At 54.5% G+C, this 24,262-nt stretch carries 15 protein-coding genes; 7 read left to right on the top strand and 8 right to left on the bottom strand.

The window, feature by feature from the left end:
* Positions 1 to 73: 73 nt before the first annotated feature.
* Genes HXY34_01425 through HXY34_01435 form a run of 3 tightly spaced genes read left to right on the top strand, consistent with a single transcriptional unit; the run spans position 74 to position 2,402 of the window.
* A complete protein-coding gene (locus HXY34_01425) occupies positions 74 to 994 on the top strand; it encodes a hypothetical protein (protein ID NWF94780.1) in 921 nt (306 codons plus the stop codon).
* A 5-nt stretch (positions 995 to 999) separates the two neighbouring features.
* Complete coding sequence (locus HXY34_01430) at positions 1,000 to 1,644, top strand: ArsR family transcriptional regulator (protein NWF94781.1); 645 nt, start codon at positions 1,000 to 1,002, stop codon at positions 1,642 to 1,644.
* Entirely contained in the window at positions 1,641 to 2,402 is a 762-nt protein-coding gene (locus tag HXY34_01435) for a hypothetical protein (GenBank protein NWF94782.1), read from the top strand. Before HXY34_01430 ends, HXY34_01435 begins: the two co-directional genes overlap by 4 nt.
* Positions 2,403 to 2,727: 325 nt before the next feature.
* Here the strand turns inward: HXY34_01435 and HXY34_01440 are convergent, their stop codons facing one another.
* Entirely contained in the window at positions 2,728 to 3,144 is a 417-nt protein-coding gene (locus HXY34_01440; protein ID NWF94783.1) for a hypothetical protein, read from the bottom strand.
* A 188-nt stretch (positions 3,145 to 3,332) separates the two neighbouring features.
* Here HXY34_01440 and HXY34_01445 point away from each other — a divergent pair, with 188 nt between their 5' ends.
* The 4 genes from HXY34_01445 (at position 3,333) to HXY34_01460 (ending at position 7,685) form a co-directional block, all read left to right on the top strand.
* Positions 3,333 to 4,628, top strand: coding sequence for an MFS transporter (locus HXY34_01445; GenBank protein ID NWF94784.1), 1,296 nt, complete (start codon positions 3,333 to 3,335; stop codon positions 4,626 to 4,628).
* Positions 4,629 to 4,697: 69 nt separating this feature from the next.
* Positions 4,698 to 6,062, top strand: coding sequence for a hypothetical protein (locus HXY34_01450; GenBank protein ID NWF94785.1), 1,365 nt, complete (start codon positions 4,698 to 4,700; stop codon positions 6,060 to 6,062).
* A 55-nt stretch (positions 6,063 to 6,117) separates the two neighbouring features.
* Complete coding sequence (locus HXY34_01455; protein ID NWF94786.1) at positions 6,118 to 7,113, top strand: ATP-grasp domain-containing protein; 996 nt, start codon at positions 6,118 to 6,120, stop codon at positions 7,111 to 7,113.
* A 29-nt stretch (positions 7,114 to 7,142) separates the two neighbouring features.
* Positions 7,143 to 7,685, top strand: a complete 543-nt coding sequence (locus HXY34_01460) for a GNAT family N-acetyltransferase (GenBank protein ID NWF94787.1) — start codon at positions 7,143 to 7,145, stop codon at positions 7,683 to 7,685.
* Here the strand turns inward: HXY34_01460 and HXY34_01465 are convergent.
* From HXY34_01465 to HXY34_01495, 7 genes are all read right to left on the bottom strand, one after another.
* Positions 7,678 to 8,706 (bottom strand): pyridoxal-phosphate dependent enzyme, encoded by a 1,029-nt coding sequence (locus HXY34_01465; GenBank protein ID NWF94788.1) that lies wholly within the window; start codon positions 8,704 to 8,706, stop codon positions 7,678 to 7,680. The genes HXY34_01460 and HXY34_01465 overlap by 8 nt on opposite strands.
* A gap of 116 nt (positions 8,707 to 8,822) precedes the next feature.
* Positions 8,823 to 10,100 carry a tetratricopeptide repeat protein gene (locus HXY34_01470; GenBank protein NWF94789.1) on the bottom strand — a complete coding sequence of 426 codons (1,278 nt, stop codon included), beginning with the start codon at positions 10,098 to 10,100 and terminating at the stop codon, positions 8,823 to 8,825.
* Between the two features lie 90 nt (positions 10,101 to 10,190).
* The gene (locus HXY34_01475; protein NWF94790.1) at positions 10,191 to 16,925 is read right to left on the bottom strand and encodes a hypothetical protein; all 6,735 of its coding nucleotides are present in this window, start codon (positions 16,923 to 16,925) and stop codon (positions 10,191 to 10,193) included.
* Positions 16,926 to 16,929: 4 nt separating this feature from the next.
* A complete protein-coding gene (locus HXY34_01480) occupies positions 16,930 to 17,949 on the bottom strand; it encodes an ABC transporter ATP-binding protein (protein NWF94791.1) in 1,020 nt (339 codons plus the stop codon).
* Complete coding sequence (locus HXY34_01485; GenBank protein NWF94792.1) at positions 17,900 to 22,249, bottom strand: S8 family serine peptidase; 4,350 nt, start codon at positions 22,247 to 22,249, stop codon at positions 17,900 to 17,902. The genes HXY34_01480 and HXY34_01485 overlap by 50 nt, the downstream gene beginning before the upstream one ends.
* Positions 22,250 to 22,280: 31 nt before the next feature.
* Positions 22,281 to 23,972 (bottom strand): ABC transporter ATP-binding protein, encoded by a 1,692-nt coding sequence (locus HXY34_01490; protein NWF94793.1) that lies wholly within the window; start codon positions 23,970 to 23,972, stop codon positions 22,281 to 22,283.
* 9 nt (positions 23,973 to 23,981) lie between these two features.
* On the bottom strand, positions 23,982 to 24,262 hold a 281-nt coding region (locus HXY34_01495), incomplete at its 5' end, for a hypothetical protein (GenBank protein NWF94794.1).

A 24,262-nucleotide genomic window follows, 5' to 3' on the forward strand; every position in this document is an offset into this window, starting at 1 on the left:
GACACACAATTGAGGGCATCCCGACAGTACACAACCCGAGGGTGCCCTCCTCAACTCCCCCAGGTGAAGAGATATGATATCGAAACAGGCGAGCTTTAGGACTCTGATGGACGACATTAAGATCAGCATCAGATTTGCCGTGAAGAACTTGATCACTTTCCTGCTCGGCATGGTTGGTGTTCTCATCGTGACCGGCCTCTTGATGGGACTGGTCTTTGGTCTAATCATGCTGCTGCTGTCAGTATTGATAGGTTTTGACGCCATCGTGACCTTCTTCATGTCGTTGGGAGTCCTCCTCGCGGACAGCAACGCACTTGCCGCACTACCACTGGTGGGTCTCTTCGTACTTCCCATGTTGAGCCCATTGTTCATTGCTTTGGGAGCACTCTACGGCATTGGTCGAGAGATTGTGGAGAGCGCGGGTGCAACAGCTGAGGGTGCCTTCGTCTGGTATAGGTCCAAGTTCTTGTCTCTGGCCGGCGGAGGCATCATCATCGCTCTGTTCATTCTGGGTCCACTGCTTGTGGGCTTCTGGTTGGTGCTTCTCCTGGCGGGCCCAGTACTGAGCGTGTCCTCACAGGCTATCCTTACAGCAGTCACCGTGGCATGGATCCTGCTCGCTCCCGGTCTGGTCTCGATGGTCTTTCCAGCCATAATCGACGGCCACTCGGTAGTCAGCGCAGTGAAGACATCGCTCAGGATGAGCAGGGACCACTTCGACCGAGTCCTCTCCACATGGCTCTCCTTTGTCCTCATGGCACTCGTCATCTTGGCTCCTACAACGGTGAGTCAAACGATACTGCTCTCTGGCTTCGTGGACGCGCTTCCTTGGACTGCGCTTCTCGGTGGCGCTGCTGCCATATTCACATTCACTGTCCTGTTGCCGTCACTCATAATCGCTCAGACTCGAGTGTACATGATACTCAGCGGGGAGGATGTTCCGCTCGAGTCTCAGGAGACATTGCCCGACATGAGACTTGTCGGAGGAGTGTGAGCGAAGTGGCGACACCCGACCGTGTGGAGCCAATGAAGGACCTCGAGGTCATCTCGGACCCGGAGACCCTGAAGGTGCTGTTCGACCATGTGAGAGCTGAGATTGTATTCAAGTATCTGTGCAAGAACGCGATGACGGTCAAGCAGCTCTCCGATGCCCTTGGAAAGAATCCGGGGACCATACTTCATCATATTGACAAGCTCAAAGCAGCCGGACTGGTTGTCCAGGAACGCACTGAACAGACAGTCACCGGCATAGTGCAGAGATACTATCGAGCGACTGCGAGAGAGTTCAGACTAGGCATCAGTGAGATGATGCGGTCTGAGGGTGGAGTCCGTGACTTCGCCGCAAAACGCCTCTCGTCAATGGTGTCTGGTCTTGCTGTGTACGGAGTTGAGATTCCCGAACACGACATGGCCGAAGCGATTGAGCGACTACAGCGGCTCATTGAACGGGAGAACGAAGTGAGTTCTGATGTGCCAATTGTGGATAGTAGGACTTACGACAGACTCCCAAAGGCTGTACGCGACGACGCATCCCGGATCATGCGTCGCTTCGTGTTGGACACTGATCCGGAATACACCCGACTGAGAGAGGAATGGCATGCATTCCTTCAGTCCCACCTAAGAACGAAGGTGAAGAGACAATGAGTAATGGATACACACAGAATAGAAGCATGGTCATCTGCATCATTGCGATGATCGGTATCGGTTCCTTGCTGGCTGGTTTCGCAGTGTTACTGGGCTCTTCCGGCTGGAACTGGAGCAGTGACAACACGCCGCGCCACTTCGACTTCGATGAGCTACGAGGCCCAATCAACGAGACAGTCGTGCTGAATGTGACCATGGACGTCGGAGCGGTGACGGTCAGCTTCGTGGACAACTCGACCCTGTTGTACCGGATTGGACTCACCACGACAAACAGCACGGTCATCAAGGACGGGGCTCCGACAGTCACCCTTCAGGCTGGCGTCATCAATCTTGACTATACAGTCGGCACAGTGGTCGTATACCTCGGGTCGGGCATTGCCTACGACCTCAGAATCAAGACGACTACAGGTGATGTTGTGGTCACCGCATTGGGCGTCGCTTCTGTCAGCGACATATCGCTCACGTCCAGTGTCGGTGCTGTTCGCCTGACGATGACTGAGAGCGCATCCCTTGTAGGGAACGTCACATGCGATTTGGAGACAGATGTGGGCGACATCAGCGTCAACATCGACCTTGCAGCAGCAATAGGAGGCAGCTTCGGATGTACCACTGGTATCGGTTCGGTTTCAATCAGTGCTCCCGGTTGGACACAGATTGACTCAAGGCACTACCAGACCGCCAACTATGCCACCGCATCACAACGCCTGACAATCACTGCAAAAACGGGCACCGGGAGTGTGTCCGCTGTCTTGATGTAGTTCCAGTCCTATCGTTGAAGGGAGGTCCTTCTCCTCCCTTCCTGTTCTCTTCTTCTCCCATCTTGACTATCCAATGAGTCATGCGTTCGTTGCCATGTCGCAGCGTTTCAGTTGTCGTGCTCTCTTGAAATGCTGTCATCCAGCGCATCCCGGTGCTGCCCGGTGATATGGAGGTCTTGCCTCTCTCCTCCGGGAGTGAATAGCCTTCAGTGTCAGACTTTGTCAGACGAACCGCGGACGGTCCTGTTGAGGTGAGCTGTCTCGAGTATTACTGGAGCGTGTCCGGCCCGGTCACAGCGCAAGGAGCCGCCTGCTCAATGCGACCTTACTGCTCTCGCCTGCTTAGTCGTTCTGCTCTGAGCTCCTGCATGACTCTGCATCTCTCAAGCCATAGAGTCTCATAGTCGGAGTGCTCAACTAGCCTGTGCTCCAGATCCGGTACAGAGTGAATCCCCTCGCTCCTGCACCATCTCACGCATATCCTGTATGCTTCCCAGTCCAACTCCTCATCTTCCCACACAACCTCTATGCTGCTGGCACCACTCAGATGCCATGCCAGCCCCCTTGTGTGGCCATCAGTTGAGACGAGCTCTCCATCAAGCTTCTTGACCGGGATTGGTTCAATCAGTTTCCCGTGCCCCGCAGCAAACTCGTTCATTACGGCAGCCAGCTTGGCCTTGCTGACATAGAGTTGATTTGGCTGAATCTCCCCGAGCGGAGGGCTGAATCTCTCTGTTGTCACATGATCACATGCTGACTGTGCCTTGGGACTCACTTGAATTGTTCGCAGTCGTTACCAGCGGTCGCATCTCACCAACGATGTACCAGTTCAATAGCAACAATCGTTCGTCTTTTATTCCGACACCATCTCTGGATGCTGATGTAAAGGTAGAGGAGTGTCAGCATCTGAGCGAATCACAGTGGCTTCTGATGGAGAGCCCAATCATCCGGAAACTGTTCGTCTGCGTGTTTGCATTCGGTTTCACACTCGGTGCACTCCGTTTCCTGTTTCCCTTTCAGATTGTCAATCTGGGCGGGACTGAGGCTCTCGCATCGCTGGGAGGTACCTACTCTGCCATCGGCCAAGTCCTCGGGCTGATGCTGATTGGCAGGCTCTTTCGTAGCGAGAGGCGGTCTCTTGCTATCATCGGTTTCAGCGTAACTGCCTTCACGCTCACAATGGGACTGGTCCAGGACAGTGTGCTCCTAGCCACATGCCGCATCACAGAAGGCATCGCGTCAGCAGTGTTGGTCCTCCTTATAGTACGAGTGTCGTGTCAGTTCGCTACGTGTCGAGGGGAGTCTGTCGGAACGCTTCTTGCAGCGCTGTTTCTCGGGTCTGCAATTGGCCAAGGGCTTGTTGGTCTCCTCGTAGAGAGCGCAGCCACCTCGTTCATGATTGCCCAGAAGGAGGCCATTCAGTTCCTTTCTCTGCTTCTTCTTGTTCCGCCAGTACTCGGTATGGCGCTTGCGCCATCACCAACCAGCGGGCCCCACACAAAGGACACCGCACATCTGAATGCCGACCACGGGCATGTGCACCTCTCACACATAGTCCACTCATTGATGTCCAAGAGAGCGGTCCTCTTGGCAGTGGTCTATCTCCTCTATGACTTCTCCCATGGACTGTACACGCCTGTGCTGTCTCTAGTCGTCAGTGGTAATGGCGTACCATTGGAACTGATTGGTCTATCGTATCTGGCTGGTGACATAGTCTGGGGTCTCGTACAGCTGTACTCTGGTCGTTTGGTGGACCGTCTCGGTCATGTTCTTCCGCTGGTGGTCAGTCTGGCGACCAAGGGGGTCGTCGTGCTATTATACCCCACAGCCACTTCGCTGTATGGTTTTGTCCCGCTTCTTGCCGTAGCTGGTGCTGCAGAGGGCTTCCTAGAGCCATCACGAAACGATGCGGCGATGGAGTACAGTACAGCGAAGGAGGTGGTACACAGCCATCCCCATGTCTACTTGAGCCGAACATCAGGTGCATCGCTCCCTCTGTCGAGACACGAACACGAGCACACCCACAAGAGTGCCCCCGATGAGGCAGTCTCACTGCTCCAGATCCTCGGAATAATGGGCTTTGGACTCGGTTCTGCTGGGGGTGCCTGGCTGCTCGTGACTCAAGCTCCACTCACGTTTCTAATACTGCTTGGAGGATGGGTGCTATTGGCGACAAGCATGATCTCTGCAGCTCTGTACCGAAGACGTCCGTCTCCTGAGATGTGAGCGCCAACAGCATCCGTCGCTTCCACAAACAATATCCGTATCGCATGGTGGAGCAACCCGAGGTCGAATATGCAGTTCAAGTCAAGGACCAATAACAATGGCCTAGAGGTCGAGTTCCGAGGACGATGGTATCCTATTGTGTACGAGAAGGATGTCTGGATGTCCACGCCGGAGCGTACCAGAGTTGCGATCAAGGACAACCTCGCTCTCGCAGTCACGATGCACCTTCCGTTGGTGTTCGGCGAGAGTGAGGCGGTCTATCACTCGGGACGTCCTGTTCTTGAGCCGTACTTCTTCATGAACTTCATGAGGGACATACCTTCGTGCACAGAGGTCGATGGTCTGGACACTGCTGAGACCACCCGAAAGTGGTTCAATACATACTACCGGTTCATGGACCCCGTGGTTGTGTACCCCTCCTCTGAACCTGTGAGGGACCCGCACCGTGCGATAGTAGGGCTCAGCTTCGGCAAGGACAGCCTTCTGACATTTGCAGTGGCTGATGAACTGGGTCTGGACCCCGAGATAGTCTATGTAGTAGAACACAGCCTCACCTATGAGGAGAAACACAAGACCGCCCTTGCCGAACGCTTCAAGAAGGAGTTTGGCAAGTCGCTCTGGAAGCTAGAGCATGAGACCGGCCTGCTACGTGACTACCCCCATCTGGGACTACCCTTTTCCGAGTTCGGATGGGGTCTCCAGACAACCGAGTACGCGCTTGAACTGATTCCCTTTGCATATGCGCTGGGCGGCAAGTATCTCCTATTTGGAAACGAACACACCACCGCTGAGACCTACATGAGCGCTGACAAGAGCGGTCCCTGGCTTGTGAACCCCTGCTACGACCAGACTCATGAGTGGACCGTTCACATAGACCAGATAACTCAGATGTTCTCGGGCCGCTCGGTGCGCACAGGCAGCCTGATCGAACCATTGATGGACATGATGATACAGCGTACGCTCGCGCGTAGATACCCCAAGTATGCCAAGTATCAGATGAGTTGCTTCACTGAGACCGAGGCGGGCAAAGACTACCACTGGTGTCACAACTGCTCCATCTGCGCAAAGATGTACCTGCTCTGTGCAGGCAGTGGTGTGGACCCGCAGGTTATAGGACTGAGGCAGAACATGCTCAATCGCGAACACAGACGTCTCTTCACTCTATTCGGAGGCAGGTCTGCTCTGACGTATGCTAACACCCCGACAGCCAAGGACGAGCAGCTGTTTGGCTTCTACTGCGCGGCGCTGAAGGGCGCTAAAGGGGAGCTCGTTGAGGACTTCAAGTCCAGTGAGCTGTTCCAAGAGGCCAAAGAACGCGAAGACGAGTTGTTCAAGAAGTTCGTCACGGTGTATGAGCCCATCTCGGTACCAGCTGAACTCAAGGCACAGGTGATGTCAATCTATAGAGAAGAGCTCGCAAGCTTTGAACTATAGGCGCTGGTAGTAAGGTTATAAGCTGAGCCGAGCTCGTCATTTCAAGTGTGGTCACATGCGCATCGGACTTGTACTGAACACAAGGAAAGGGCACTCGGAATTTGAGGTCGAGTACGATCCCCCTCACACAATCGAGCTCATCAGACATGGAATCGAGGCGACGGGTCACGAGTATGTCTTCATCGAGGCCGATGAGAACTTGGCCGAGCGTCTGAAGGCAGCTCGACCCGACTTGGTGTTCAATCGGGCTGAGGGCATCCGTGGAGACAGTAGGGAGTCGCACGCCCCGGCCATCCTCGAAATGCTTGGTATCCCGTACGTGGGCGGCAACGTCCTCACGACAGCCGTCGGCCTCAACAAGGCATGGACCAAGAAGATACTCGCATATCACGGCATTCTATCAGCGCAGTTCCAAGTCCTCAAGGCAGTGCGTGATGCAGACGCGGCTGTGTTCAAGTACCCTGTCATTCTGAAGCCCAACGAGGAGGGCTCCTCAGTGGGCATAAACGAGGACAATGTAGTGCACAACAAAGAGCAGCTGAAGAAGAAACTCGCTGAGATGCTGAAGGATTACCAGCAGGGTATCCTCGTCGAGCAGTTCATTGAAGGGCGCGAGTTCAGTGTTGGTGTCCTGGGCACGTCCAACGGAGGGTTTGAGGTACTCCCCATACTTGAGATCGACTTCTCTCAGCTGCCACCTGAGGTGGGCGGGGTGTTCGGTCAGCGCGCGAAGACAATCTATGACAGCCTGGACAACTACATATGTCCGGCGAAGATCCCCGCCAGTCTGAGAAAGGCCCTCGGTGACTTGGCCGTCAGGATTGCAGAGATACTCGGCTCTGTGGACTTCGGGCGTATTGACTTCAGAATGGATGACAAGGGTGACATCTACTTCCTCGAAATCAACCCACTGCCCGGAATGGACCTTGACATGGAGAACAGAGACTTCTCGTTCTATCCATTCATGGCCATGAAAGCAGGCTATTCGTATGACGAGCTGATTCGACGGCTTCTGGAGTCTGCATGTCATCGCTATGGACTGAAGCTATAGCCGTGGTTCTTTCCCATTGGGCGTGAGCGATGATGCTTGACGGTCAACCGACGCCGGATTCTCCAGTCTGGGTCAGTCTTCTTGAGAGGTTGAGGCAGGAGCTGGGACCAGACACAAGGCTCGTCTTCCCGAGGACTTGGACTGAACAGCACACCATCTGGTTTCATAAGATCGAGTCAGAGTCGTTTAGAGCGGAGCTGAGATACTCCGACAGGGAGATCATGGAGCGGCTTGAGAGGCCCAAGTCGATGGCCATGTTTGTTGTCACGGAGGAGCAACCTGAGGCAGTATTGCTTGGTTATCCGCTCGGTGAGTCGACTACTCGGAAGTTCTACTTGGACACTATGGCGGTGATGAAGCGGGGCCGTGGCCTCGGCAGACTGATCCTACAGACACTCATCGACTGGTTGAAGAACCAGGGGTACACGTCATTACAGCTCGACACGGAGGAGTTCAACGAGATTGGGATTCCCCTCGTATCCTTCTACACTAAGCTGGGGTTTGCGGTTCTCTCACAGGACAAGACCGGGAACGTGAGTATGGAGCTGGTCCTTCGACCACTGGTCAGCTGAAGTCCCTGCCTGTGAGGATGGCCACAAACCTGCCCATCACAGTCACTTTGCTGTCGGCGAGGTCGTTCATGACTGCAAGAGTACTCGCAGATGCAGGCAGCACGTTCAGACCTTCTTCCTGTCTCAGGAGCCTCGCGAACTCTATCATCTTGGTGTCCGATGCGTACTCTGCAAAGCCTCCCGACTCGTAGATGGCATCCAGTGCCTCCTGTCCATCGAAGGAGTGCCAGTTTGTCAGCGGTTCGTTGACCCTGCTCTCCCTTATCTCGTCCCGGCCGAGGTCAATCATCCTCCTGCTCTTGAGCTTGTAGGACTTGACTATGGGGTTTCCACGTCTCGTACTAGTGGCCACTATTCTTGGAACCAGCGGTATCTTTCCGCTCTCATGGAGCTTCTTGAAGCCCTCATAGACACCTGCAAGAGTTGTCCCGTTTCCGACCGGGACAAAGACATAGTCTGGTGCACGCCGCAGTTCTCTGAAGATCTCCATGCTGATCTCAGCATACTCCCTAATCGAGAGTTCCTTCACACCGTCCACTCCGGGGTTTGCATTGAACCAGCCGTATTCCCTGCACAGCTCCGATGACCTGATGACCAGGTCCTCGTACTGCCCCTCTTCGTAGTGTATCTCGGCCCCCGAGTCGAGCATCCTCTTGACTCTGTCCTTTGGAAGATGATAGTCCTTCGGAATGAAGATGTGCGACTTGAGTTCCCAGAGCTTCGCTGCGTATGCGATGGCAGCTCCAAAGTTCCCACAGGACGCGGTGGCTATAGAGTCAAAGCCTTCCAGTTTTGCTTTCTCGGCCAGAGCGAGTGATATCCTGTCCTTCTGAGTGCCGGTAGGATTACCTCCCTCAAACTTCAGGTACAGCTTCTCAACTCCGACATACCTGGCGACATTGCGTGACTCAATGAGCAGGGAAGAGCCAACAATGTCTCTGTATCTGGCTTTGGGCAGTTCACGCTTCACGATGGCCCCGTTCGGTCCCGGTCGCTCCGTTCCGTTTAGTTCCCTTTTCATGTCAAGCAATGCCCGGCCTAGAAGGTGAAACCCGTCGAGCTAGAGCTGAAACTGAGGGAGTCCCTTCGTCAAGACAATGCTTCAGTTGTCATGTCTTTATATTCTTATGCTCGACCTCACTTGACACTGCTATGTGTGTCACTCTGGAGTCTCTTCATGCGTGCCAGAGTCTCAGCAGCCTTTGCCCTGTCACCTGCCTCTTCGTAGAGGTCGTGTGCCACACTCCATGTGCGGATTGCCTCATCTCTCCGACCCATCCTCTCGAGTATCTGCGCACGATAGTATAGGTTGATTGGTTTGTCAGGACTGAATGAGAATGCAGCATCAAACTCATCAAGTGCCTCCTTAAGTCTGCCCAGTGATAGCAGTACGAGCCCTCTCTCATGGGCCACATCAGCATCGTTGGGAGCAAGTGCGCGGGCCGTGCTCAAGCACTCGAGAGCGGTCTCTCGGTCGTTGGTTATCAGCATTATCTGCGCTGTCCTCACCCATGCACGGGCGTTCTCTGGGTCTACAGCCACTGCCTTTTCATATGCGGCTGATGCCTCGCGATACGACTTCAGGAACCGGTGAAGGTCTCCCTTCTTTATCCACAGCTCAGCATCATCAGACTTCACCGCCAGTGCTCTTCCTATGTACTGCAGCGCCTGTTCGAGCTTCCCTGTGACAGTATAGGTATCGGCAAGCGTATCCAGTAGACCTGGGTGTTCGCCGCACGCACGAAGCCCATCCTCAAGAACCTCTCTTGCCTGCTCCAGTTTCTTTTGTTGTACGTAGGTCTTGGCCAAGTCGAGGTAAGCAGTCGAGCAGCTGCCATCTGACCAGAGCGCCTTTCGGAACCACAGGACCGCGACGTCATCGTTCCCCTCTGCGCGGTGTAGAAGGCCTCTAACATGAAGTGCCTTCGCAGAGTTTGGTGTGATTTCAAGCGCCCGTTCGAGATGAGTCTTGCTGCCCTCAATGTCACCCACTTCCAGCAGCACTCTGGCCATCATAGAGCGAACGTCCGGGTTGTCGGGGTCAAGCGCTATCGCATTCTCGAGGCTCGCGATTGCTTCACGGTGATTGTTCATGGAGAGATGCGTGTGCGCCATGTTTACCCATGCGACGATCTGTTTACCGTCCATGGATACGACACGTTCATACATGCTTAATGCTTTGACAAAGTCCCCCTCTTGGAAGTGCATGTTGGCCAGTCTGAGAAGTAGCTCTGGCAGCCGCTGATCACCAGCAATAGAGTCGATTGCCTTCTCCAGCTGTTCCTCTAGGTCTCCCACTGCTTTCCTCTCGCGTGTACTCGCAATGGGAACTCTGACTCTCTCTGGGTCGACCTGAGTTCCAATACTGATGTCGGCAAGTCGCCTCATGATTGAGGACACGATATCGTCGGGCAACGTACATCCTCCCCTTAGAGGGAAGTATGCATGTCTGCTTATGAATCTTCACGATGGTGTGAGGGCATCAGGAGAAAGCCGGCAGACGAACTATGCAACGACCTTCACAGGTCTGAGGTTCACCGTCCTGCGTTCACCTGCAACACTGTCATACTCAAGCACTCCGACGAGTTCCCCTTCGGCGCCAGGCTCAAGCTCAAACTCCACCTCTGCCACTGAAGTTGTACCGGGTTCGACGGTGCCAATCTCTTGAGTCTTGATCTGGTCCGTCAGGTTTGGAATGCCCAGCACTACTTGCACACTACGCATGGGTGAGGCAGAGTAGTTCCGCACCACAACACCGAAGATGAGTCTGCCCTCGCGAATCTTATACTCAACAACGACGTCCATCCCGGGCTCAAGACCCGGACTGGTTGGCTCAGCAATCGTAATGAACTCCTTTCTCGATAGCCGCTCCCGTGTCTTGATTCCCACGATGGCCAACAGGACCCCTAGCAGCATGATGCCACTCAGTGCGAATGCCCAGTGGAGCCTCGGGTCCGGGTCCAATGAGTCTGGAATCCAGTCGCCGTCTGTATCAGAATTGAGCGGGTTCGTCCCATAGACCATGACTTCCTCCCAGTCTGTGAGTCCGTCGCCATCGCTGTCAGCCAGCTTCGGGTCTGTCCTGTGCACCGTGTACTCGATGCCATCAAGGAGCCCGTCTCCATCTGTGTCATTGTTCCGTGGGTCAGTGAGCGTGGTCATTATCTCGAAGTAGTCATTCAGGAGGTCGTCGTCAGTATCCGCCTTCTTTGGAATCGTGTGGTGAACCATGACCTCGTCGTAGTCTGTGACCCCGTCATTGTCCGAGTCTGGGTCGAGCGGGGCGGTGTCCCATGTGATGACCTCGTCATAATCTGACAGTGAGTCGTCATCTGAGTCGGAGGAGCGCGCGTCGGTACCGAGTACAACGACTTCTTCGTAGTCGCTCAGACCATCATGGTCTGTGTCGTTGAGCAGTGGTGATGTCTGATACAGATGGTATTCGGCCCCGTCCAAGAGCAGGTCACCATCCGAGTCAGTACTCAGAGGGTCTGTGCCGAGACTGACCTCCAGTCCATCCAACATGTCATCATTGTCCGAGTCCGGGTCCAGTGCGTCTGTGTAATAGACTCGGAGTTCTTCCAAGTTTCCAAGGTCATCATCGTCCGAGTCCCACAGAGAATCGAGGACCCCCGGGTGCGTCATCTGTTTCGACGGGTCTGTGTTGGTCAAGAAGACCTCCTCGTAGTCGGTCAGGCTGTCCGAGTCGGTGTCGTTGACCAATGGGGAACAAGAGTAGGTCTTCACTTCCTCGCCGTCCGTGAGACCATCTCGGTCCGTGTCGCGAGTAAGCGGGTCTGTACTGTACTTCGTGACCTCTTCATGGTCTGTGAGTCCATCGTCGTCAGTGTCCCTACTCCGCGGGTCTGTTCTATGAGTGTTGACTTCAGCACCGTTGGATAGACCGTCGCCATCCTCGTCATCATAGTAGTCCGAAGTGCCATCATCGTCTGTGTCCTTGTCCCGCGGGTCTGTCTTCGTGAGACGACACTCTTGGTAGTTGGTCATGAGGTCTCGGTCTTCATCATCGCCGCCATCTGAGATGCCATCGCCATCTGTGTCGTAGAGTTGAGGTTCTGTCCTTGTGAGCGTTATCTCCTCAAGGTTGGTTAGCGTGTCATTATCAATGTCCCAATCCGCGTCGGATGTACCATCGCCCCTTGTGCTGTACCGAAGTGGGTCTGTGAGGGTCATGTTGACCTCCTGAAAGTCAGTCAGGTCATCAAGGTCCGAGTCTGACATGAGCGGGCTCGTTCCAGTTGCCACTTCCTGTCCGTCAGTCAGACCATCGCCATCGGTGTCCTCCTTGAGCGGGTCGGTGTTGTGAACATACAGCTCGCCACCGTCTGTGATGCCGTCTAGGTCGCTGTCCGGCTGCAGTGGGTCGGTCTCAAACACCTTAATCTCGTCGTAGTCTGACACTCCATCCGCGTCGGTGTCTGTGCTGTTCAGAAGTGTGTGGTAGACCCGGGCTTCCTCGCCATCCTCGAGAAGGTCATTGTCGGTGTCCGTGTCGTTTGGGTCACTGAAGTAGCGGAACACCTCGTCCCAGTCATCAAGGCCGTCGCCATCCGAGTCAATGGATAACGGGTCTGTCATGGTGACATTCACTTCGTAGTAGTCGCCCAGTCGGTCACCGTCGGTATCATAGAGTGAGCAGTTGGTGTCATGAAGGTAGATCTCGAGGAAGTTGTTGAGTCCATCAGCGTCGATGTCCTCTAGGTTGTCATTGATGCTATCCCCATCTGTGTCCGGATTGAGGGGGTCCGTCTTGCTGTTCTGTATCTCATCATTGTCCGCCAGACCGTCTCCATCCGTATCGGCAAGTAGTGGGGATGTCCCGTACACATCGACTTCATCTCCATCTGCCAGAGAGTCGAAGTCCGAGTCAGCGTTCTCGGGGTCTGTTCCCAGACTTACCTCTTCGTAGTCATTGAGTCCGTCTTCGTCTTGGTCGGCCTCCAGTGGGTCTGTACGGTAGACCATCCACTCATCATAGTCGCTGAGCCCATCATCATCTGTATCATTGCTTCTCACATCCGTGCCGAGCTGCAGTTCCCTCTTGTCGTCAACCCCGTCACTGTCTGTGTCTGGTGAGTTGGGGTCACTCTGCGACTCATTTACCTCAAAACCGTCACTGAGCTGGTCACCATCGGAGTCCCACTGCGTTGGTACTGTGAAGTGGACATGCACCTCTTCGTAGTCAGTCAGGTCATCCCAGTCAGTGTCTGAGCCCGTCAGATCAGTATGGTACACCATGTACTCTAGATAGTCATCGAGTCCGTCATCATCAGTGTCCCTGTCTGTTGGAGATGACACGGATTCATACGCTTCGAGGCCATCTGGCAGACCATCTCCATCCGTGTCAAGCTTGGTCGCATTGCTGTGGTAAGCGTAGAGCTCCAGACCATTGACAAGTCCATCGCCGTCCATGTCAAGGTAGTAGTCAGACGTGCTGTTGCCTGCCGTGCTCCAGAGTGTCGCGTTGGTTCCTAGGATGGCTATCTCAGAGTAGTCATCGACGTTGTCGGAATCGCTGTCCTGTATTGTTGGGTCGCTTCCGTACTGCACCTCGTCAAAGTCCTCGAGGCCATCACGGTCTGTGTCTCTGGCTAGCGGATCCGAGTGGTACAGCAGGATCTCATCGCCATCCCACAAACCATCGTCATCACTGTCCTTGTCACCCGGGGATGTCTTGTGGGTGTCCACCTCCTGACCGTTGGTAAGACCATCGTCATCCGAGTCGTAGTCGTAGTCCGGTGTTCCGTACGTGGTGGGGTCGTTCGGGTCTGTGAGGGTCACATTGGTCTCTATGAAGTCATTTAGCCCATCCATGTCACTGTCCGTCCGCAGTGGGTCTGTGTTGTAGTGTTGAACCTCCTGTCCATCCAGGAGACCATCACCATCAGTGTCCGGTCTCAGCGGATGCGCTCCAGCAAGACTCTCCTCGTAGTCGTCAAGTCCGTCATCATCAGTATCTGCATCCTTGGGGTCGGTCTCTCCCGGGTCGACGATGCCATTCAGATTGATGTCCTCGCCCGGTTCGCCGGGGTCCCAGCGACTGTTGTGGTCTAGGTCATTGAAACCGTCGTAGAGTAGGTCCCCATCAGTATCCCAATTGAGTGGGTCAAGGTCGAGTTGAACCTCAAGTCCATCTCTCAGCAGGTCCCCATCCGTGTCTCTGAGAATCGGGTCTGTGCCATACTGGCGAATCTCTTCAAGGTTGGTGAGTCCATCATGGTCCTCGTCATCATTGCCATCTGGCGTACCGTCCTGGTCTGAGTCACTGTTCAGCGGGTTGGTGTGTGTCTTTCGCACTTCCTCTGCATCAGTGAGTTCGTCGCCATCAGTGTCGGCAGACGCCGGATTCGTGCCCGCATTGTACTCCTCCAAGTTGGTCAGGGCATCGTTGTCAGAATCCTCACCACCGTCCAGTGTCCCGTCATCATCTGAGTCGTTGTACAGAGGGTCTGTGTTGGTCTGTTCCACTTCAAACCGGTTGGGGAGACCATCCGAGTCACTGTCATACAGGTCGTCGCGTGGTTGCCCTGCTCCATGTGTATAGGCGTTGAGCGGATTGGTCTGTGTGACATATAGCTCTACGCCGTTGGAGAGGTTGTCACCGTCGAAGTCCTCATCATAGTCGCTTATCGAGTCGTCATCAGTGTCCTTCCGGAGTGGGTCTGTGTTCAGTACAAGGACCTCATCACCATCTTTCACACCATCCTCGTCGGTGTCAGGCCTTCGGGGATGTGTGTTGCGGACATATAGCTCATCGTAATTTGTGAGAGAGTCGAGGTCCGAGTCCTCAAGATCGTCATTCACCATGTCACCGTCTGTGTCTGAATTGAGCGGGTCTGTCTTTGTCAAGTATATCTCGTATCCGTTGGCAAGGCGGTCTCCATCGCTGTCCCAGTAGTAGTCGTTCACAGCGGCATTGAATGTGTGCGCGTTTGTCGCATTGAAGAATGGATATCGAATCACCTCATCCTTGTCCCCAATCCCATCGCCATCGGTGTCCCAGAGCGTGCCGTTCGTGCCGTGATACACTTCTGCTGCATCGTCTAGGCCATCGCTGTCAGTGTCTGCTAGCCCGGGGTCTGTGCCGTACGTGTGCACCTCATCATAGTCGCTCAACGAGTCGAGGTCTGTGTCGTTGCTGTTCGGATTGGTGTTCCATGTATTGACCTCCTCACCATCAAGCAGTCCGTCCGTGTCTGTGTCGTTGCTCAACGGATTCGTGTGCTCGACACGGACTTCCTCACCATCAAGCAGTCCGTCCGTGTCTGTGTCGTTGCTCAACGGGTTGGTTCCGTATGTGACATACTCTGCATAGTCATCGAGTGTATCGTTGTCGGTGTCGTCCTTGATTGGAGATGAGCCAACTTGCATGACCTCTTCCCAGTCTGTGAGTCCATCCCAGTCCGTGTCATCCCTCAGCGGATTTGTCTTGTAGGTCTTGACCTCCTCACCATCAAGCAGTCCATCGTCGTCGCTGTCGGGATCCCATACGTCAGTACCAACAGAGATCTCTTTCCAGTTCGCCAGCCCATCCCCATCTTCGTCATCGTAATAGTCTGAGACCCCGTCGTTGTCACTGTCAACGTCATTTGGGTCTGTCAGGGTGACTCGCACCTCTTGTATGTTGGTCAGTCCGTCGCCATCATTGTCGTCCTGAGCATCATCTATGCCATCATCATCCGAGTCACTCTCTGTCGGCAGTGTGAGCGTCACATTGTTCTCTTCGAAGTCAGTGAGAAGATCATCGTCAGTGTCGATGTCATTGGGGTCTGTGGACAGGTAGACCTCTTGCCAATCGGTCAGGCCATCACCGTCGGTGTCGACATCGTTGGGGTCTGTGTTGTAGGTGATCACCTCAGCGAAGTCGTCAAGTCTGTCACCGTCAGTGTCTGCAAGCAGCGGCGAGGTGTCGTACTGAAGCACTTCCTCTCCGTCACTGAGCCGGTCCCCGTCAGTGTCGGGGTCATTCCACAGTGTCCCCTCGATGAGCCTCTCGCGCGCATCGCTGAGCCCATCACCGTCGTCGTCTCGTCCGTAGCCCTGTATTGTACCCGTGGTGGTGCCGACAAAGAACTCGGCACCGGCAAAGGAATCGATGTTTCCATCCCTCAGGACTTCTGTGAATCCCGTGACATCCGTCTGTGAGACCAGTGCTCCACTGGCGTTGTACACACGTACCTGCCCGTTGACACCAGCAACGACTTGGCTGTCAGACAGCGCCCCGATGTTTGACAGTCTGAGGGTATTGACCGCTGCGCCCAGGGTTCTGTTCCACTGCAGACTGCCTGTCGCATTGCACACCCTCAACTCACCCTGGGACCTCCCAATTACCAGCTCGTTGCCGCCGCCACTGACCAGTTGCCCCGCAGTCAGTGAAGTCACGCTGCCGCCCAGTGATAGCGAGTACGCAGGAGTACCGTTGTAGTAGTAGACATGTATCACTCCTGCAGTATCACCAAACAGGGCCTCAAGCTGAGTGCTTCCCACAAGGTCCGCGCTTGCAATAGCACCAATCGAGCTTGGGTTGTTGACTTCAAAGACAGGACTGCCGTCAGACTCCAGTAGTGAGACTCGCCCCATCTCGGATGCAATGAGCGTCTCGTCGGAACCGTCTGCGTCAAAGTCTGCGACAAGCACACGCCTCACGTCTGCATTTGTTGTGTGGTTCCACAGTTGCAATCCGGACGAGCCATATGCATAGACCCTGTTGTCGTCGCATCCAGCAACGAGTTCGTCCCGATTGTCGCCGTTGAGGTCAGCTCCTGCTACCGCGCGGCTGTCATCGGGGAGTGACACGTTTAGGAGAAGTGTCGAGTTCGAACCAAAGAGAAGCAGACCTCCAGAAGTGCCTACCAGTATCTCTCTGGGGGTGATCCCATCAGTGTCGACCGCCGCTAGCGAGTACGGTGCAGCGCCGGTTTCCCTACTCCACACCAGTTGGCCACTCTCTGAGAAGAGGAACAGTGTCTGGTTCTGGGTGATGACTCCTACCTCCAGATTTGCATCGCCGTCGAACTGGTCGATGGTGATGTCGATGACTGCTGAGCCAATGGTTATCGTCCAGACGGCGGCGGTGTCGTATTGACTGGTCCCTGCGAGAACCGTGTTGTTCGTCCTGTAGTCAAGTGTCGGCAAGGTGCCCGTGCTCTGGTCGCCAGCAGGTTGGCAGAGAATAGCTAGAATCAACGCCGCAATCAGCAGAAAGTGGTAGTTCCTCATTCTACTATACCCCTTCACGTTTCTTCCACGGCTTCACTTCGAAGTAGTCGAAGAAGTCCGCATCTACAACAGATATCTCGTTGAAAGGCATGCCCATCTGATTGAAGTGTCTGATGAGAGGCAGTACCTGTTCGGCAGGTTCATCCATGAACAACTTCAGTGCGTTTCTTCCCGCACTTGCTGTGTACTTCACTCCCGGGATGGAATGAATCTTCCTAATGGTCTGATCTGTCATCCTTGGCAAGACCACTCTGATCCCCTCGCCCTTCCCTGGAAGTGATGATATCAACTCCGCAGGTGTGCCAAACTGGCTCACGCGCCCACTCTCAAGCAGACACACTCGGGAACAATAGTCAACAATCTCTAAGTCGTGACTGATGATGACCATGGTGGTTCCCAGTTCGAAGTTCAGTTCCTTGAGATAGTTGAGGGTTTCATGCCTTAGGTGAGCATCCAGACCTGTGGTGGGCTCGTCTAGCAATAGGACGGGTGGGTTGTGTATCATACCGAGGGATATGGAGACCCGCTTTCTCTCTCCTCCTGACAGTCGCTCCACCTTCTTTGTCATCAGGTCCTCGTCAAAACCAAGTATCTGGAGAATGCTCCTTGCTCGGGCTTCAATCTCCTTTGGCCTCATTCCGAAGCACCTACCGAAGAACTGAGCGTTCTGAAGAGCCGAGAAGTCGAAATACAGGCTCATGTGCTCAATCTGCGGGACATACCCGACTAGGAGACTTATCAGAGCCCTCTTCTTGGTCACATCATAGCCGCCGACGAAGGCCTTGCCAGACGTCGGTGAGATCTGCCCTGTCAACACTCTGAGTACCGTAGTCTTTCCTGCGCCACTGGCCCCGATTATTCCTAGGAACTCCTTCTTGTTGGCAAAGAAAGAAACCCCTTTGAGCGCCTCAAACTTACCAAATGCGACCTTGAGGTCCACGATGTCAATCTCGCGTTTCGGGTCCGCTGACAGGTCATACCCCTCCCACTTTCTTGTCCACCTTGTCGAACTGCCGCTCTGCATCCTCGAGCGTCTTCCTCATCGAACGGAGAGCCTCGACCTTCTCAATTCTCTCAAGCCCCTCACTCCTAATCACATCTCCCATCTGAACAAAGGCTGCGAGCAGAGTGTTCAGCGAAGTGTCAATCTCATGTACAAGCAACGTATCAACTTCGGGTATGTGTAGCTGTTTCCGTTTCCGCCTGCGATTCCTGAACAGAGCAAGGGCAACAAATCCAAACACCCCAGTACTGCTGATAGCTGCGACCTGCGCCATCTCGAGCAGTCTGGATGGACCGACGGTGCCATTGGTTGTCGGGGGCAGGTAGAGGAAGAAGCTGATGCTCGCGTAAGTCATGGCGTAGTCTGTTGTCTTCAGTATCAAGAATATCGCATTGACTCTTCCTGGACCGTTGTAGTAGCTTGGTACGAACTGAGACGAGTAGAGGCCATCTTGAACGAATCCTGCGATGAAGAAGGCGAGCGACCCGTTGGGCAGCTCGAATGCTACTGCAACAAACAAGTCATTGACTGGTCTACCCGTGTAGTCCTCCACATTGAGATTGATGTATACGCTGCGTCCCACAGGGTATCTTGTTGTGTTCTCTGCGAGTGCGGTCCTCCCTGTCAGTGTGCTCGTCAAGAAGAACTCGTTGAGGTTTTGAAGCAGTACCGTGTTGTTGCACTTGACGAGGTTCTTATTCATGAGTATTCGTGACGAGCCGAAGAGGACCAGCTCAGGTCTTGACGAGTCAAGGAGGGCGACAGGTCGGCCGGTGAGAGTCGCGGCTGCCATCGACTGGTTGTTGTAGATATAGGTTCCTCCGCCAAGCCAGAGTGAACTCATACCTCTTGTCAGTGGTGACCCCTGAATCATTTCTGTGGTGTTATCGTTGCGGTGTTCTCCCCTCATCTCATAGCCATATGCCTGTAGCAGCGGATTCAAGGCGGTCAGGTTGGCACGGCCTTCATAGTCTCCCAGAATGACCAGCTTGCCGCCCCCGCCCGAGAAGTCCCTGATTGTCGCTATCTCAGTGCTATTGAACTCCTTTGTGGGACTGATGATTACCAGGCCAGCAAACTGTGACAGAAGGTCCTTGCTCAGTTCTACACCGGGCGTTTCGATCAGGTCTAGACCACGGTCTCCCATGATGCGCCTGAGGTTCGAGAGTCCCGAGAATGTTGTGAGCCTGAGGGACTCCAACAGGTCTGTGAGCGACCCGAGATCTGACAGACTGAGGTCACCCATGGAGATTCCATCCAGTCCCCCTGAGTCCTCCTGAGCCAGAGGAAAGCCTGTGCCGCCCCCCATGTTCATCCCTGTTTCTGCGCCACCAAACCCTCCAATTCCTGAGAGTCCTCCTCCGTGGGATGTGTCGAGCAGTATCATCGCCCGAGGATATCGAAGGTTGACCTCGAGTGTGACGTTGGCAGTCCAGCCATGCGCCGTGGAGAACACATAGTCACATCTGTGATAGCCGTCCATGGTCATGGTCGGGGCAAACAGAAACAGTGAGACGTTGTAGTAGCCTTCAACGGTCTCTGCAGGTGTCAGGGTGACGTTCCCCCAATCGGAGGCATTCCCATACTTCTCGACGGTGAGATTGCCAAGCGACACCGTAGAGAAGATCGTCATCGTGTAGAGGCCGAAGTCCGCAGGGAACCTCACATCGAACGGTCCGAATGGCAGGCGAGATGGAAAGACCGACACTGAGGCGATAGGGGTGATTACGAACAGGTCTCGGAGCAAGAAGTCATCTAGGAACCTCAGAGATGATGCTGCGAGTTGGGCGGCAGAAGTCTGGAACAACCAGATGGCTTGGTCTATTCCTCCAGAGACAACCCATGCTGCAGTATACACTGTCTCTCTCTCTGGACTCCACTCCGTGTTCAGAACCACGGCATGGAACGGACTCACGTTGTCCATTGTGAAGAAGTCCGCGAACACCGTCCCAGTGGTGTTCTCGGTCTTCCCTACAATCAGTGCCGCTATCATTGGCTGAGACTCTACACCGATGTTCATCACTACTGATCTTGACTGGTAATAAGTGCCTATCCGCGCAACTCTGGGTATGTCCGCTTCCACCACAATCAGGTCGCCATTCTGTTGCATCTGACTTGAAGGTCCCAGTACCCAGAGCGTTTCAATCATGCTGTCCAAGACTGTCCGATTCTCTCCAAAGGCCAGAGCCAGAGTCACGTTGACCTGTTCCGATGGGCGCACACTCCCAAAGTCCCACTTCATTCCCAGCCCGACGGGGCCGTCGAAGGACGTTGATCCTGTAAGGTTGTCATTCGATATGTGCGAGGACAAAGTGGAGGAGTTTCCGACCTCGAAGGCCGAGAGGCTCCTGCTCGAGTTGACTCCCATGTAGAAGTCGCCCAGGTCCTCAGAGATACCATATGCGAACAGCTGTTGGTTGTTCAGCGCATACTTGCCGTGGTCGTCCGCTCCATCTGCGTAGATGTCGAGGGAGTACGACAGGAAGAGAGTGACGTTGTCTATGTTCTCCGAACTCAAGTTCAATATGAATGGAGTGATTCTGAGGCCAGTCGAAGGTGGCACTTGGAGCGGGTTGTTGGCGTTGTAAGACTCGACAAGGATTGCAACGTAGACCTCATCGTACGACAGAATCCCAACATATCGGTTGTAGTTGTCGAGTCCTGTGGGAAGATGGACCTGATGAAGCTCTCTCTTCACTTGGAACATCATTAGACTAGTCGGCTCCATGTTGTTCCACCGAAGGTAGAACATTCCCATCAGTAGATGAGTACCAGAGTCTTGACCGAGTCTCTGATCCAGTGCGACAATTGTCGTTCCGAAGCTGCTCATCAACAGTGTGGTGTTGGAAGCCCTTCCCGCCGAGGTGATGAGCCCGAGTGCTAGCAGCGGCAGCCCCGTCGTCCTTGACCTTGGCTCAACTGGAGTCTGCCTGAGGCTCAGATAAGAAAAGGCCGCCTGGAGGTCCATCAGACCTGCGCCAGCATCATTTGCGCCATAGGGCAGTCTCACCGCAGTGTCGCGGAGCGCGTTTGCTATCACAATGGGTGTCGCTCGGTCAAAGGCCTGCATGAGTATGGCCGCAGCGCCCGCCACAATGGATGCGGATGCCGTAGTGGTGTCCGCTATCACATATCCGTCATCGACATCCTCGCCCAGTCCTCCTCCGAGCAGTCCTGCTATCTCTCCAAGGTCCCCCAAGTCGAAGTCTCCAAAACCGGCTGACGCAAGACCAGCCAAGGCCTTGGCTCCTACTATGCCCACTCCCGGCGCGACAATGTCCGGCTTGGTGATCATCTCGAGACTGGGTCCTCGGCCTGAGAATGCAGGGACTTCGCTCTTGGTCAGGTCATAGGCTCCTACGGTCAGTGCTGCTTCAGAGCCCCCTGGTGACATGACCGTCAGGTAGTCCGGTCCATCGTCTCCTGACGCCGCTACCACTAACACTCCCTTCAGAGTCGCATACTCGACTGCCTTCGAGACCGCATCGCCGGGAGACCCGAACGTGTTGAATGGCATCAGGATTATGTCTGCTCCGTGACTACATGCCCACTCTATGCCCGACACCATCCAGCTGGGTGCCGCAAAGAGCCCTCCCAGAGTGACCTTTGCAGAGAGAATGGTCGCTCCAGGTGCGATGCCTGCATACAACCCGCTCGACATGTTTCCTGTGCCAGCAGCAATGGATGCTGCATATGTGCCATGACCTATGATGTCTGTGGGCAGAGTGTCAGCCTCTACAAACGAGGCGAAAGCAGTCACCTTTGAGTCGGTCGTGTTGGCGTCATCGTCCATGTCATCGAGGTCCGGATGTGTCATGTCCACCCCGGTGTCTAGGACGGCTATCACCACGCCTGTACCGTTGTATCCTTCATCCCAGAGTTCCTTTGCACCGATGAGGTCTGCAAGGCGGACATAGTCATCTGCAAAGACAGTCGTTGTGCTCGTCCTCTTCGGACTCGTCATCTGAGCTATCTCGTTCGACCATACTCCTGTGATGAAACTCTCCGCCGCCAGTTTGCGTATCGCACTTGCTGCCATGCGAACCCTGAGCATAGAGAGCTCGGAGTAGGACTGCACGACCTCTGCCATCTCATCGAGGGCAGCTATTGCGCTCCTCGCCTTCAGTTCTCCAGCGCGCTCATCGTACCCCACGAGGACATCTCTCTCACCACTGGTCGCATTGAGAAGCCGGCTGTCAATCTTGGACTCGGGTGATACGGTCTGTTGGCTGACCGGCAAGAGTGGTGTCATCATGCCGGCTGAGGGGCTGAGCATCACTATCAGCGACAGGCAAAGCGCCAGTGCTCTCATTCCGACCATCAACTCAACACCTCTCGATACAATCATGCGGTCACTTCTCGATAGTTCCTGTCACGAGGCCCCGCGTGATGGCTATGTAGTAGTCGACCATGTCTGCCACAGTTCGTGTCTTCACAATCTTCACGCGTATGTCCTTCTCCTCGAGGGCGCTGACACACTTCTCCGCAATCTGCTCAAGTGGCTCTTCAGTGAAGACCTTCAGGAGTTCTCCCCGCTGGAGGACAAACTGAACACCCTCCACCTTTTCCAATACCTTTCTGGCCCTGGGGTCCACTTCCTCCAGCACGATGCCTACTGCAAAGCCTCTGTTAGGAAGTGACTCCTTCAGACTCTGTGGACTCCCGAATGCCACCAGGCTCTTGCCACGGATGAAGACTGCCACCTTGTCACAGAACTCCGCTTCAATCGGATAGTGCGTGATGACAACGAGTGATGTCCCATACTCTTTGTTGATGTAGTCGAGGAAGTGCCACAGCTCGTTCCTGTTGTCTGGGTCAAGCCCACTCGTCGGTTCGTCCATCAGCAACACCTTCGGACGATGGACCAGTGCTATTGCGATTGAGACCCTTCTCTGCTGGCCACCACTCAGCTCTCGTGTCATGTTGTTGCCCTTCTCAAGGATGCCGAAGTCCTTAAGCAGCATCTTTCCCTCTCTGATCAGTCGCCACTCCGGTATGTCGTATTGCTTTCCGAATGCGATGATGTTCTCAAGGGGTGTGAAGGTCTCGTACATGTAGCTCAAGTCTTGCGGGCAATAACCGAAGAAGTATCGGACCTTCTGAGCATTGCGGGAGTCAATACCAGCAATGCGCGCGACCCCCGTGCTGGGGATGTCGCCAATCAGCGCCTTTATTGTTGTGCTCTTTCCTGCTCCCGACTCACCAATCACGGCCAACATCTCTCCCTCCTTGAGGGAGAATGAGACGTTCTCGATGAGCTTCTTGCCAGACTTCAGCTTCACTGTCAGATTGCGAGTCTCTATGACATCACGATATGCCGGAGCCTGCACCCATGCGAATGGCTCGACATAGACTTTCTCGGCCATTATTGTCAGGTTCGGGTTTGAACGCGGACCAAGTAGAAACTGTGGCTGAGCAACCAGGTATATCTTGGGGTCCCCGACCGAGTCCTCGGGCTCCACTCGCACTTCAAGAGTCCCTTCGGGGAGAACAGGTGCGGGACCCACAGAGGAGCTGACCACCGTCCCCCGTATCACCATCGACACTCTGTCCGAAGCGCGTCGTCCCCAGACTGTGCATGTGACTTGATGCACCTTCAACATCCGTGCGATGTCCTTTGCCGCCTGCTGCAGATTTGGTCCGTCGTAGTACATGTCGTCATGAAGATTCTTCTTGAGGTAGTTCCTCAGTGTGATCTGGCTCGCCGCTATGTCTTGGGAGGACGCAGTGTCGCTCCCGATGGTCAGAATGGAGTCGAGGTCGCTCTTCTTCTTCTTTCTGAGGTCCTCCTCCAGCTTCATGGCTATCTGTTTCGTCAGCACTCCCTTTCGAAAAGCGAGTAGACGCCCTCTCACCCGCACCTCTTCTTTGGTGGTCGTGAGTCTACCTTCCACCTCACAGTGTATCTCCCTGTCCGAACGTGATGCACACCACTCAATCGCATCCGCTATTCTTGAGCCGGAGAAGAATGCCTCTTCCACGAACGGGGGCTCGGAGACAGCGGTCCTTCCTTCGGGCTCTGATATGCGCTGTGTTGATTCCATGTGATCACCTCATGCCAGTGTTGGTTTCTTCGAGAATATGAGCGTGGCCGCAAGTATCGACACGATGGAGAACACACTGAGTCTCATGATGCGGTCGAACACTTGTAGCAGGTTTAGCCCTTTGAAGGCAGTGTCAATGAGCAGCTTCAGTCCCTGATTCAGAGGGAGTATCTCATCGAGGATACCGACGTCTATGAAGAACCCTGACAGAATCAGGGTGCCGAACATGACGAAGAGGAACATCTGGTTTGCTTGAAGTCGTGTTGATGCTATCGACGACAGTAGTATTC

It is taken from the genome of Candidatus Thorarchaeota archaeon (assembly GCA_013388835.1).
GTDB lineage: Archaea > Asgardarchaeota > Thorarchaeia > Thorarchaeales > Thorarchaeaceae > JACAEL01.